11 protein-coding genes are annotated in these 12,985 nt (G+C 76.0%); 2 read left to right on the top strand and 9 right to left on the bottom strand.

What is annotated here, in order from left to right; translation table 11 throughout:
* Positions 1-65: 65 nt before the first annotated feature.
* Positions 66-827: a helix-turn-helix domain-containing protein gene (locus ATL51_RS26290; protein WP_100880258.1), complete on the bottom strand. Its 762-nt coding sequence runs from the start codon at positions 825-827 to the stop codon at positions 66-68.
* A 65-nt stretch (positions 828-892) separates the two neighbouring features.
* Here ATL51_RS26290 and ATL51_RS26285 point away from each other — a divergent pair, with 65 nt between their 5' ends.
* Positions 893-2,278 (top strand): CoA transferase, encoded by a 1,386-nt coding sequence (locus ATL51_RS26285; RefSeq protein WP_100880257.1) that lies wholly within the window; start codon positions 893-895, stop codon positions 2,276-2,278.
* Here the strand turns inward: ATL51_RS26285 and ATL51_RS26280 are convergent.
* Genes ATL51_RS26280 through hisD form a run of 4 tightly spaced genes read right to left on the bottom strand, consistent with a single transcriptional unit; the run spans position 2,245 to position 6,391 of the window.
* Positions 2,245-3,297, bottom strand: coding sequence for an LLM class flavin-dependent oxidoreductase (locus ATL51_RS26280; protein ID WP_100880256.1), 1,053 nt, complete (start codon positions 3,295-3,297; stop codon positions 2,245-2,247). The two genes, ATL51_RS26285 and ATL51_RS26280, sit on opposite strands and share 34 nt — an antisense overlap.
* A gap of 36 nt (positions 3,298-3,333) precedes the next feature.
* Positions 3,334-3,933 (bottom strand): imidazoleglycerol-phosphate dehydratase HisB, encoded by a 600-nt coding sequence (gene hisB, locus ATL51_RS26275; RefSeq protein WP_208623216.1) that lies wholly within the window; start codon positions 3,931-3,933, stop codon positions 3,334-3,336.
* A gap of 11 nt (positions 3,934-3,944) precedes the next feature.
* Positions 3,945-5,066 carry a histidinol-phosphate transaminase gene (locus ATL51_RS26270; protein WP_100880255.1) on the bottom strand — a complete coding sequence of 374 codons (1,122 nt, stop codon included), beginning with the start codon at positions 5,064-5,066 and terminating at the stop codon, positions 3,945-3,947.
* Entirely contained in the window at positions 5,063-6,391 is a 1,329-nt protein-coding gene (gene hisD, locus ATL51_RS26265) for a histidinol dehydrogenase (protein WP_100880254.1), read from the bottom strand. Before hisD ends, ATL51_RS26270 begins: the two co-directional genes overlap by 4 nt.
* Positions 6,392-6,484: 93 nt before the next feature.
* Between hisD and ATL51_RS26260 the strand changes: the two genes are divergently transcribed.
* A complete protein-coding gene (locus ATL51_RS26260) occupies positions 6,485-7,687 on the top strand; it encodes a winged helix DNA-binding domain-containing protein (protein ID WP_208623074.1) in 1,203 nt (400 codons plus the stop codon).
* A 9-nt stretch (positions 7,688-7,696) separates the two neighbouring features.
* On the opposite strand, the gene ATL51_RS26255 is transcribed toward ATL51_RS26260, so the two are convergent.
* The 4 genes from ATL51_RS26255 to nadA form a co-directional block, all read right to left on the bottom strand.
* The gene (locus ATL51_RS26255) at positions 7,697-9,223 is read right to left on the bottom strand and encodes a hypothetical protein (protein WP_157818537.1); all 1,527 of its coding nucleotides are present in this window, start codon (positions 9,221-9,223) and stop codon (positions 7,697-7,699) included.
* A gap of 120 nt (positions 9,224-9,343) precedes the next feature.
* A complete protein-coding gene (nadC, locus tag ATL51_RS26250; protein WP_100880251.1) occupies positions 9,344-10,240 on the bottom strand; it encodes a carboxylating nicotinate-nucleotide diphosphorylase in 897 nt (298 codons plus the stop codon).
* The gene (locus ATL51_RS26245; protein ID WP_100880250.1) at positions 10,237-11,844 is read right to left on the bottom strand and encodes an L-aspartate oxidase; all 1,608 of its coding nucleotides are present in this window, start codon (positions 11,842-11,844) and stop codon (positions 10,237-10,239) included. Before ATL51_RS26245 ends, nadC begins: the two co-directional genes overlap by 4 nt.
* Positions 11,841-12,839, bottom strand: coding sequence for a quinolinate synthase NadA (gene nadA, locus ATL51_RS26240; protein WP_100880249.1), 999 nt, complete (start codon positions 12,837-12,839; stop codon positions 11,841-11,843). Before nadA ends, ATL51_RS26245 begins: the two co-directional genes overlap by 4 nt.
* Between the last annotated feature and the right edge of the window lie 146 nt (positions 12,840-12,985).

The following is a 12,985-nucleotide window of genomic DNA, read 5'->3' as shown; positions in this document are numbered from 1 at the left end:
CCGCCCGCAGGCGACCCCACCGGGCCTTGCGCACCACCGCGTCCGCCGCGCCTGCGGACGGGTACTCAGGGCGGTGAGTGCGGCGCCGGAGCCCGGGCCGCACTCTGGGCCGCGAGGGCGGCGACCAGCCGGGCCGCGGCCCGGTCCAGGGTGACGCTGCGGTCGGCCCGGCCCCGCCGGGTGCCGGTGAGCACCGCCGCCGCGACCGTCTCCCCGCCCTCCTCCACCGGGACGGCGACGGCGCGGATCGCCGGGTCCGCCAGCCCGTCGCTGCGGGCCAGCCGGGTACGGACGATCTCCGGTCGCTCGGCGAGGTAGGCCGCGACCGCCGGCGGGTCGTCGACCCCGGCCAGCGCGCGGGCGGACTCCCCGGGATCGCCCAGGGCCAGCAGCAGCCGTCCCGCCGCGGTGCGCAGCGGCGGGCGGGGCCGGTGGTCGTCGGTCACCCGTTGCAGCCGGTCGGGGGCCCGAGGACCGGCGTGGTCGACGTAGCGCACCTGCCCGCCGACCAGCACGGCGAGCGCCACGGGGGCCCGGGCGGCGCGGCTGAGCGCGTCGAGGTCGGTGTGCGTGAGCGCGGTCGGCGGGCCCAGCCCGGCGAGGAGTCCCAGCACGTACGGCCGGTGGCCCAGGACGTGTCCGCGCCCCCGCAGCCGTACCCAGCCGGTGACCCGCAGCTCGCGCAGCAGGTCCGCGGTGGAGCTGAGCGGCAGGTCGAGTGCGCGGGCCACCGCGGTCACCGACGGGGGTGTCGCAGCGGTCGCGACCAGCTCCAGGATGCGGTCGGCCCGGCCGACCGCGCGGGCGGAGGCGACAGGTCCGGACACCCGACCGACTCTACGGATATACGGAGAACGTGGAGAGTTCCGTCGTCCCGTCGCAGGCTGGAGTCATGACCACGACGACCCCGCCCGCACGGTTCCCCTCCGCCGCCGACACGGCGGCGGCCCTGCTGCCGGACGCTCGCCCGGTGCGCTCGACGCTGCGGGTGACGGGCTCGGACCCGCTCACGCCGTCGGTGCACCGGCTCGCCGACGCCATGTCCGCGGCTGCCGGGGCGTTCGGGCTGCAGGTCTGCGGCCTCGCCGAGGACGCCGGCGGCGCGCCCCGCGAGGTGACCGTCCGGGCGTCCGACGCGATCGACACGCTGCGGGCTCCGTTCCTGACGACCCTCGGCGGCGTGGACGTGCAGTCCGTGGCCGAGGACCCGACCGCGCTGGCGAACAACGGGTTCCGTCGGACCGCCGACGGCTGGATCTTCCTGATCACCACCTACCCGCACCAGCGCGACGCGGTGTGCCGGGTGCTGGACTGCCCGCCGCTGGGCGGGCGCATCGCCGAGGAGGCCGCCCGGTGGCGGGCGGTCGAGCTGGAGGACGCCGTGTGCGACGCCGGCGGGGTCGCCGCCGCCGTCCGGACCGGGGAGCAGTGGGCGGCCCACCCCGCCGGGAGGCATCTCGCCGGCCGCCCCGTGGTCGAGATCGAGCGGATCGGCGACGCCGCACCCGCCCCGGTCCCGGACCGGCTGCGCGTGCTCGACGACACCCACGTGATCGCCGGGCCGGTCGCCACGAAGCTGCTCGGCACCTTCGGCGCGGACGTCCTGCACGTGTCCCGCCCGGACCTGCCCGACCCGCTCGCGATGGTCGCGCTGACCGGCGGCGGAAAGCGCAACACCTGGCTGGACCTGCGCGAGGCGGCGCAGGCCGGGCGGATGCGGGAGCTGGTGGGCGGGGCGGACGTGTTCGTCAACGCCTACCGGGGCACCGCCGCCCGCGGCTTCGGCCCCGCCGACCTGGCCGCGCTGCGGCCCGGGATCGTCGCGCTGGACCTGCACTGCTGGGGCGCCGACGGGCCGTGGGCCGCGCGCGGCGGGTTCGACCAGCTGGCCTGCTCCGCGACCGGCTTCGCGGTCGAGGAGGGCCGGGACGGCACCCCGTCGCTACCGCCGACGCATCTGCTCAACGACTACCTCGCCGCCTGGCTCGGTGCCACCGGGGTGCTCGCGGCGCTGCGCCGGCGCGCCGTCGAGGGCGGCTCGTGGCGGGTGCGGGTCACCCTCGCCGGGGTCTGCACCTGGGTCCGGGGGCTCGGGATGTTCACCGCGGCGGAGGTCGCGGACCTGCCCCGGCCCGGTACGGCGACCATCGCCACGCACGCCGTCGACGGGCCGATGGGCCGGCTCGTCGAACCCGTGCTCCCGCTGGAGTTCGACGGCCGGCCCGCGCCGCTGCCCGGCCCGCCTCAGCTGCTGGGGACCGCCGCCGCCACCTGGTGACCGGCCGCCGCCCAGCCGATCGCCGGGGCGACCCGCTCGGCGATCGAGCGCAGCAGGTGCGCGTTGTACTCGACACCGAGCTGGTTGGGCACGGTGAACAGCACGTAGTCCGCCTCCCGCACCGCGGCGTCCTCGGCGAGCTCGGCGGCGATCCGGTCCGGGTCGCCGACGTAGCTGCGGCCGAACCGGGACCGGGCGCCGTCGAGGACCCCGACCTGGTCGTCCTCGCCGCGCTCACCGAAGTAGCGGCGGTCGAGGTCGGTCGTGACCGGGATGACGCTGCGCGACACCGACACCAGCGGGGTGCGGTCGTGCCCGGCGGCGGCCCAGGCCTCGCGGTAGCGCAGGATCTGCTCGGCCTGCAGCCGGTCGAACGACTCGCCGGTGTCCTCGGTGAGCAGCGTCGAGCTCTGCAGGTTCATGCCCTGGGTCGCGGCCCACTCGGCGGTGGCCCGGGTGCCCGCGCCCCACCAGATCCGGTCGCCGAGGCCCGGGGACTGCGGCTGCACCGGCAGCGCGACGTGCCGCCCGCGGGTGCGGGACGGGTCGGCGGGCGCCACCCCGGCACCGCGGATCGCGGCGAGGAACACCTCGGCCTTGGCGCGGGCGGCGTCGGCGTGGGTCTGCCCGTCGGCGGGCCGGTACCCGAAGGCCTCGGCGCCGTTCAGCGCGATCTCGGGCGAGCCCCGGCTCACGCCGAGCTGCAGCCGCTCGCCGGAGAGCAGGTCGGTCGCGGCGGCCTCCTCGGCCATGTAGAGCGGGTTCTCGTAGCGCATGTCGATCACGCCGGTGCCCATCTCGATCCGGCTGGTGGTCGCCGCGATCGCTGCGAGCAGCGGGAACGGCGCGGCCAGCTGGCGCTCGAAGTGGTGCACGCGCACGAAGGCGCCGTCGATGCCGATGTCCTCCGCGGCACGCGCCAGCTCCACGGTCTGGCGCAGCGCGTCGGCGGCGGTGGGGGTCCGGGACCCGGGGACCTCTCCGTGGTGCCCGAACGACAGGAACCCGATCTTCGTCATGCCCTCTGCAACAGAAGTTGAGGGCTCAACATTCCGTCAGAGGGCGCCCTTGGTGGACGGCACCCCGGTGACCCGCGGGTCGGGCTCGGTCGCGGCCCGCAGCGCGCGGGCGACGGCCTTGAACTCGGCCTCGGTGATGTGGTGCGGGTCGCGGCCGTCGAGCACCCGGACGTGCAGGGCGAGGTGCCCGTGGAAGGCCAGGGACTCGAAGACGTGCTTGTTCAGCACGGTCGGGTAGTGCCCGCCGACGACGAAGCCGCGCATCATCTCCGGCTCGCCGGTGCACACGGTGTAGGGCCGGCCGGAGACGTCGACGACGGCCTGGGCGAGGGCCTCGTCCATCGGGATCCAGGCGTCGCCGAAGCGGCGGATGCCCTTCTTGTCCCCCAGCGCCTGGCGGATCGCCTGTCCCAGCACGATCGCGACGTCCTCCACGGTGTGGTGGGAGTCGATCTCGATATCGCCCTCGGCGTGCACGGACAGGTCGAAGCTGCCGTGCTTGCCGAACGCGTCGAGCATGTGGTCGAAGAACGGGACCGTGGTGGTGATGTCGGTGCGCCCGGTGCCGTCGAGGTCGATCTCGACGACGATGCGGGTCTCCTTGGTGACGCGTTCGACGCGTCCGATGCGGCTCACCTTGTCGGTCATCACAACAGCTCCTGGGTGGCGAGGTCGGTGGCGGCGGCGAGGAAGGCGTCGTTCTCCTCCGGCGTGCCGACGGTGACCCGCAGCCGCTCGGGGATGCCGACGTCGCGGATCAGCACGCCCTGGTCGAGGAACCCCTTCCAGGCGCGGCCGGCGTCGGCGAAGCGTCCGAAGAGGATGAAGTTGGCGTCGGAGGCCACGACGTCGTAGCCGGCGGCGGCCAGCTCGCCGGAGATCCGGTCCCGCTCGGCGGCGAGCAGCGCCACCGAGCCGAGGGTGGCCTCGGCGTGGCGGAGCGCGGCCCGCGCGGCGGCCTGCGACAGCACCGACAGGTGGTAGGGCAGTCGCACGAGCTGGAGTGCGTCGATCACCGCGGGCGCGGCGGCGAGGTAGCCCAGCCGACCGCCGGCGAAGGCGAACGCCTTGCTCATCGTCCGCGACACCACGAGCTTGTGGCCGTGCGTCGCCAGCAGGGTCGTGGCGCTCGGGCGGCCGGTGGCCTCGGCGAACTCGGCGTAGGCCTCGTCGACGACGACCATGCCGGGGGCGGCGTCGACCAGCCGGGCCAGGTCGGCCGGGGCGACCGACTGCCCGGTCGGGTTGTTCGGGCTGGTCACGAACGTGACGTCCGGGGCCTTCTCGGCCAGGACGGTGACGGCCGCGTCGATGTCGAGGGTGAAGTCGTCGCGGCGCGGCACCGGGACGAACTCGGTCTGCGTACCGGAGGCGAGGATCGGGTGCATCGAGTAGCTGGGCACGAAGCCGAGCGCGGTCCGGCCGGGACCGCCGAAGGTCTGCAGGATCTGCTGGAGGATCTCGTTGGACCCGTTCGCGGCCCACAGGTTCGCCGTGGTCAGCTCGACCCCGGTCTGCCGGGACAGGTAGGCGGCGAGATCGCCCCGCAGCGCGACGAGGTCGCGGTCGGGGTACCGGTGCAGCTCACGGGCCGCCTCCTCCACCAAGGCGGCGACGTCGGCGACAAGCTCGGGCGGCGGCGGGTACGGGTTCTCGTTGGTGTTGAGCCGCACCGCGACGTCGAGCTGCGGCGCGCCGTACGGGCTCTTCCCGCGCAGGTCCTCGCGCAGCGGCAGGTCCGCGAGCCGGACCGTCGACCCGGCGGTCACGCCCCGGCCCCCTCGAACCGGGCGGTCACGGCCTCGCCGTGGGCGGGCAGGTCCTCGGCGTTCGCCAGGGTCACGACCCGGCCGGCGACCTCGGCCAGCGCCGCGCGTCCGTAGTCGACGACGTGGATGCCGCGCAGGAACGTCGCCGTCGACAGCCCGCCGGAGTGCCGCGCGCAGCCCCCGGTCGGGAGCACGTGGTTCGACCCGGCGCAGTAGTCGCCCAGCGACACCGGCGACCAGGCCCCGACGAAGATCGCACCGGCGTTGCGGACCTTCGCCGCGTCGCCCCCGGAGTCGGCGGTCTGGATCTCCAGGTGCTCGGCGGCGTAGGCGTCGACGACGGCGACCCCGTCGGCGGTCGAGGACACCAGGATGACCCCGGACTGCGGCCCGGTCAGCGCGGTGCGCACCCGCTCGGTGTGCTTGGTCGCGCCGACCCGGGTCTCCAGCTCGGCCTCGACCCGCTCCACCAGCGCGTCGGAGGTCGTGACCAGCACCGATGCGGCGTTCGGGTCGTGCTCGGCCTGCGAGATGAGGTCCGCGGCGACGTGCGCGGCGTCCGCGGTGTCGTCGGCGAGGATCGCGATCTCGGTGGTGCCGGCCTCGGCGTCGATCCCGACCAGGCCGCGCAGCATCCGCTTGGCCGCGGTGACGTAGACGTTGCCGGGGCCGGTGACCATGTCGACCGGCTCCAGCTCGGCGCCGTCGGTATCGGTGCCGCCGTAGGCCAGCAGCGCGACGCACTGGGCGCCGCCGACGGCCCACACCTCCTCGACGCCGAGCAGCGCGGCCGCCGCCAGGATCGTCGGGTGCGGGCGTCCGCCGAACTCCGCCTGCGCCGGGGAGGCGACGACCAGCGACTCCACGCCGGCCGCCTGCGCCGGGACCACGTTCATGATCACGCTCGACGGGTAGACCGCCAGCCCGCCCGGGGCGTAGAGCCCGACCCGGCGGACCGGGACGAACCGCTCGGTGACGGTGCCGCCGGGGACGACCTGGGTGACCACGTCGGGCCTGCGCTGCTCGGCGTGCACGATCCGGGCGCGCTCGATCGAGGTCTCCAGTGCCGCGCGCACGTCCGGGTCGAGATCGCGCAGGGCGGCGGAGATCGCCTCGGCCGGGACGCGCACGGTCTCCGGACGGACCCGGTCGAAGCGCTCGGTGGCGTCCAGCGCGGCGGCGGCGCCGCGGTCGCGCACGTCCTCCACCAGCGGGCGGGCACGCTCCAGAGCGGCGTCGATGTCCAGCTCGGCGCGCGGCATCATGCCGCGCAGGGTGGCCGGACGGGGCAGCGGTTCGGCTCGCAGGTCGAGGCGGCGGAGCATGGCCCCCAGGATACGGCGGCGGTCCGGCACGGTCCCATCCCGGCGGGGTGAGCCACGTCCTCGCCGTCGGTGGGCCGTGGCAGTCTCCGCGGCGTGACCCGCCACGTGAGCGACGCCGAACGCCGGGCCCGGCTGGTGACCCGGCACCGGCTCGCCCCGCACACCCGCACCGACGACGTCGTCGCGATCAGCGACGACCTGGTCGCGCTGCACTCCACCGACCCGGTCTCGGTGTACCTGTCGGCGGCGGCCCGGATGGCGACGCCGTCGCTGGCGCCGGTCGCGGCGGCGCTGCACGAGGACCGGACCCTGCTGCGCCACCACGCGATGCGCCGCACGCTGTGGGTGTTCAGTCGTGCCCACGCCGCCCTGGCCCACCACGCGGCCACCGTGGACGTCGCCGCGGTGCAGCGCCGTGACCTGCTGCGGCAGCTCGCGGCGGACGGCGTCGACGACCCGCAGGCCTGGTACGCCGAGGCCGCCGACCGGGTGCTGACGCTGCTGCGCGAGCACGGCCCGACCCCGGCCCGCGCGGTCGGCGTCGCGCTGCCCGACCTCGCCGCCCGGCGGGTCACGCTGCCCGGCGGCGGGACCCAGCCCGCGCACGGCCGGGTGCTGCTGGTGCTCGGCTTCGAGGGGCGGGTGCTGCGCGGCGAGCCGGTCGGGACCTGGGTCAACGGGCAGTACCGGTGGGCCGCCGCCGACGACTGGGTGCCCGGCGGCATCGGCGCTCCCCCGCCCGCCACCGCCGACGACGGCGTGCGCCGCGCCGCGGCGGCCGGGCTGGCCCGTGCCCACCTGCGCGCGTTCGGCCCGGCCACCCGCGACGACCTGCGGTGGTGGGCCGGCTGGACGGTCGCCACCACCCGCACCGCGCTGGCCGACGTCGGCGCCGTCGAGGTCGGGCTCGACGACGGCGGCACCGGTCACCTGCTCCCCGACGACCTCGACCCGGTCGCCGACCCCGGGCCGTCGGTGGCGCTGCTGCCGAGCCTGGACCCGACGACGATGGGATGGAAGGCCCGCGGCTGGTACCTCGACCCGGCGCACGCACCGCTGCTGTTCGACCGCAACGGCAACGGCGGCCCCGCGGTCTGGGTGGACGGCGCCGTCGCCGGGACCTGGGTGCAGCGGCCCGACGGCGCCGTCGTGACCCGGCTGTTCGGCGACGTCGACCCAGCCGCCCGCCGGGCGGTCGACGACGCCGCGGAGCGCCTGCGGGCGTTGCTGGGCGGGGCGCGGGTCTCCGCCCGCTTCCCGGCCCCGGTGCAGTCGGAGCTGCTGGCCGGGCCGTGAGCCGGGTGCTCACCGCGGGAAGACGACCAGGTTGCCGGCTCCGCTCCACGGTGTGGCGACGTCGACCCCGTCGGGAAAGGTCCCACGCCGCATCATCAGCGTGCTCGTCCCGGGGGTGTACCGAGCAGGGCGCACGAAGAGGTAGTTGACCCGCAGCAGGGCGCCGAGGACAGGGCCCGAGCGGTCGATCCGGTCCCGGACCCGCCCCAGCAGGGCGGCACGTTCGGACAACGGATCGTCGATCGCGCACCGGTCCTCGCAGAAGTAGGCCAGCGCACCGACCTCCCCCGCGCTGACGACCTTGCCGTGCAGCCCGCCCGCCACCCGTGCGTACTCCTCGGACGTCGCGTGGTTGGTGGAGATCGGCGCGATCCGCCAGCGCGCCCCGTCGTGCCCCGCGTAACCCGCCGAGAGGAGCACGAGCAGGACGACTGCCCCGCAACCCGCGCGGACCACGACCGGGGCGATCTCGGGCGCGTGCGCCCAGGCCCAGCCGGACACCGCGGCGAGCGCGAACACGACCAGTACCGACAGCGCACCGACAGCGGGGCCGTAGTACCAGTGGTACGGCGCCGTGCCGAGCAAGCAGAAAACCAGCAGGTGCGCGGCGGAACCCGCGCCCAGCACCAGTGCGGGAACCGCGCGGACTCCCTGCGCGAACACCCACAGCACCCCGGCGACCGCCCCTGCGACCGGACCGATCAGCGCGAGCGGGGTCGCCACGGGGAACACCCGGAGATAGAGACCGAGACCGTTGAGGACCGTCGTGCCACCCCAGTCCGCCCCCACCTTCCACAGCATCGTGTCGGGCACCGCCGACCCCAGGAGGATCCAGGCCAGCACGAACCACGGCAGGGCGGTCGTCACCGCGGCGGCGAACACGACCTGGGCCCGGCGCATCAGCGCCGGCACCGCGGCCGTCGCGGCAACGACGACCACGGCCAGATCCGGGCGGGTGAGCACGAGCAGCCCGCCCAGCACCCCGGCCGCACCGGGCCGTCCCACGGTCGCCGCCCAGCAGAGCCCGACCAGGAGCGCGACCGCGAGGTGGGTTTCCAGCCCGACGGTGGACACCAGCAGCGGGTTCACCAGCACGACCGCCGCGGCCACGGGCCCGGTCCACACCGGCCAGCTCCGCACGGAGGCGGTCCGCGCCGCCCACCAGCCCGTCGCCGCGACGCAGAGCGCGAACACGACTCCCGCCGCCACGACCGGTTGCCGCACCACCGCTGCCACGGCCGCGAGCAGCAGCACGTTCAACGGCGAGGTCGCGGTGTGGGCGACACCGTCGAGGTTCACCCCCCAGTGCGCGTGGAACGCGAGGTTCCGGGCGTAGGTGAGGGTGATGTAGGCGTCGTCAACCAACGCCCCGGACACCAGCGGGAACACCGCGAGCGTGGTGACGCCCGCACCCGCCGCCACGAGCAACGGCACCGACGGCACGAGCGGCCGGAACGGACGGCGACGGCGCCGTGCCGGTACAGCTGCCGTCCGGTACCGCAACGGGCCGGCGAACTCGGGGGGAGCGATGGCCATGCGGGATTGTGACACCATCGCCCAAGATCACGGACGCGGTTCGCGACGTGTCCGCGATCCGTACCCGTCAGTGGTCCCACCTCGACGTTCCGTAACGCAGAGTCACCGCGAGGTCGTTCGTCAGGATCCGGGAACGAGGTCCAGCCCCAGGTCCAGCGCGGTCACCGAGTGGGTCAGCCCGCCCACGGCCAGGAAATCCACCCCGGTCGCCGCGTAGTCCCGCGCGACGTCGAGCGACAGCCCGCCCGAGGACTCCAGCAGCGTCGGTCCGGCGCCGCGCCGGCGCACCGCCTCGGCGGTCTGCGCGACGGTGAAGTTGTCGAGCAGGACCAGCTCGGCGCCGAGTGCGAGGACCTCGTCGAGCTGGTCGAGCGAGTCGACCTCCACCTCGCACGGCAGATCCGGCGCCAGCTCCCGGGCCGCGGTCAGTGCGGCGGACACCGACCCCGCGGCGGCGACGTGGTTGTCCTTGACCAGCACCGCGTCGCCCAGGCCGAGCCGGTGGTTCACCCCGCCGCCGCACCGCACGGCGTACTTCTCCAGCAGCCGCAGGCCCGGCAGGGTCTTGCGGGTGTCCCGGATCCGGGCGCCGGTGCCCGCGACGGCGTCCACCCAGGCGCGGGTGGCCGTCGCGACCCCGGACAGGTGGGTGAGCAGGTTCAGCGCCGTGCGCTCGGCGGTGAGCAGCCCACGCACGGGGGCCCGCACGGTGAGTGCCGGGGCGCCGGCGGTGAGCCGGTCACCGTCGGCGGCCTCGGCGAGCACCGCATAGCCGCCCGCCCCCAGCACCTCGTCGAGCACGGCGCGCGCGGCCGGGGCCCCGGCGAGCACGCCGTCGGCGCGCGGGGTGAACGAGGCGAGGGCCACGGCGTCGGCGGGGACGGTGGCCGCCGACGTCGCGTCCGGGCCGTAGCGCAGGTCCTCCTCCAGCGCCGTGCGCACCACGCGCCGCAGGTCCGCCGCGTCCGGGGCCCCGATGCCGGTGGCCCCGCCGACCCCGGCGGCGACCCGGGTCATGCCGCACCCACCAGGGCGTCGGCGACGACCACCGGCCGGCCGGCCGCGTCGAGGCGCACCCGCAGCGACGACGCCTGGTGCACGTCGTCGCGGTCCGGGAAATCGGTGCGCACGTGGCAGCCCCGCGACTCGCGCCGGGTCCCCGCCGCGGCCAGCACCGCCTGCGCCAGCAGGGTCAGCGCCGCGTCCTCCACCCCCGCGCGGCCCACCGGGACACCGACGACGGTGGCGGCCTCGACCGCGTCGGACGCGGCGGCCAGCCCGGTCGCGTCCCGTCCGATGGCGGCGTGGCGCGACAGGGCGCGCTGCAGGGTCGCGCGGTCCGCGACCGGCAGCGCCGGGGCGGGCTCGACCGGCGCGGTGAGCAGCGCGGGCCCGGCCGCGGCCCGGTCCTCGCAGACCGCGCGGACCACCCGCTCCCCCACGACCAGCCCCTCCAGCAGCGAGTTCGACGCGAGCCTGTTGGCCCCGTGCAGCCCGGTGCGGGCGACCTCGCCCGCCGCGTACAGCCCCGGGACGCCGGTGCGGCCCCAGGTGTCGGTGACGACGCCGCCGCAGGCGTAGTGCGCCGCCGGGTTCACCGGGATCGGCTCGGTCCGCGGGTCGATGCCCGCCTCCCGGCAGGAGGCGAACACGGTCGGGAACCGGGTGGCGAAGCCCGCCAGACCGGTCGCGTCGAGCCAGGCGCACTCGCTGCCGGTCTCGGCGGCGTGCCGGGTGATCGCCGCCGCGACGACGTCGCGCGGGGCGAGGTCGGCCAGCGGGTGCACCCCGGCCATGAACGCGTGCCCGGCCCGGTCGCGCAGGACCGCGCCCTCGCCGCGGACGGCCTCGGTGACCAGCGGGCGGCGCCCGACCGCCGGGCCGGTCCAGAGCACGGTCGGGTGGAACTGCACGAACTCCAGGTCGGCCGCCGTCGCCCCGGCACGCAGCGCGATCGCGACGCCGTCGCCGGTGGAGGTCGCCGGGTTGGTCGTCGAGGAGTAGAGCTGCCCGTACCCACCGGTGGCCAGCAGGACCGCGGGGGCGCGCAGCACGCCCGTCTCCGCACCGCCGTCCCCGGCCAGGACGGAGAGCCCGACGACCCGGCCGGTCACGTCGCGCAGCGCGTCGTCGGCCACGTGCCCGTCGAGCACGGTGACGCCCGCCTCCCGGGTCGCCGCGACCAGCGCCCGCTCGACCTCGGCGCCGGTGGCGTCGCCGCCCGCATGCACCACCCGGAACGCCGAGTGCCCGCCCTCGCGGGTGCGGTCCAGGCGGGCGCCGCGCGCGTCGAACAGGGCGCCGCGCTCGCGCAGCCGCCGCACGGCGCCGGGCCCGCCGCGCACGATCACGTCGACCGCGTCGGCGTCGTTGAGCCCGCCGCCCGCGGCCAGGGTGTCCGCGACGTGCGCGCCGAGCGAGTCCCCCGCGACGTCGCCGAGCACGACGGCCACCCCGCCCTGCGCCCAGCGGGTGGCGCCCTCGTCGATGCCGTCCTTGGTGACCACCACGACGCGCAGCCCCGCGGCGGAGGCGTCCAGTGCGGCGGTCAGCCCGGCCACCCCGGACCCGACGACGACCAGGTCGGCGCCGGCCTCCCAGCTCACCCCCCGCGCCGTCACTCCCCACCTCCCGGCTGACCGATCTCGATCATCCGCTGCACGGCGGCGCGGCCGCGGGCGGCGAGGTCGGGGTCGACGTGCACCTCGTCGGTGCCCTCGCGGACCGACCGCAGCAGCGCCTCGGCGGTGATCATCTTCATGTAGGGGCAGGACGCGTTCTCGTTCACCGCGCGGAACTCGATCTCCGGGGCGGCCAGGCGCAGCTGGTGCAGCATCCCGACCTCGGTCGCGACCAGCACCTCGGTCGCGCCGGTCGCCCGCGCGGCGTCGATCATGCCGCCGGTGGAGAGGATCCTGACCTGCTCCTGCGGCACCGCGCCGGTGCCCGCCAGGTAGAGCGCCGAGGTGGCGCAGCCGCACTCGGGGTGCACGAACAGGTCGGCGCCCGGGTGCGCGGCGGCCCGCTCGGTGAGCTGCTTGCCGTTGATGCCGGCGTGCACGTGGCACTCCCCGGCCCAGACGTGCATGTTCTCCCGCTCCAGCGTGCGGCGGACGTGCGCGCCGAGGAACTGGTCGGGCAGGAACAGCACCTCGCGGTCGCGCGGGATCGAGTCGACGACCTCGACGGCGTTGGAGGAGGTGCAGCAGATGTCGGTCTCGGCCTTCACCGCGGCGGTGGTGTTGACGTAGGAGACGACGACGGCGCCGGGGTGCTCGGCCTTCCACTCCCGCAGCTGGTCGGCGGTGATCGAGTCGGCCAGCGAGCAGCCGGCCCGCGCGTCGGGGATCAGCACGGTCTTGTCCGGGCTGAGGATCTTGGCGGTCTCGGCCATGAAGTGCACGCCGCAGAACACGATCGTCGACGCGTGGGACTCGGCCGCGATCCGGGACAGCGCGAGCGAGTCCCCCACGTGGTCGGCGACGTCCTGGATCTCGGGCAGCTGGTAGTTGTGCGCCAGCAGGACCGCGTCCCGCTCGCGGGCCAGCGCACGCACCTCGTCGGCCCAGCCGGGGTCGGTCCCCGTGCGGCCGGGTGCCGTCAGCGTTCCGGTCATTGCGCCCTCCCGGGCCGTGTCGGGTTTTCGCCTAGCGGGCGGAAACTGATCGGATGGTAGCACCGCTCGCGCGCCACCGGCACCTCCGTCGTGACCGGGGCCTCACCTGACGGACACCCCGCCGTCACGTCCCGGTGCCGCGGCCG

Source organism: Pseudonocardia alni (genome assembly GCF_002813375.1).
Classification (GTDB): domain Bacteria; phylum Actinomycetota; class Actinomycetes; order Mycobacteriales; family Pseudonocardiaceae; genus Pseudonocardia; species Pseudonocardia alni.
Note: the sequence above shows the minus strand (reverse complement) of the source record. Positions and strands in the feature narration are given on the sequence as shown.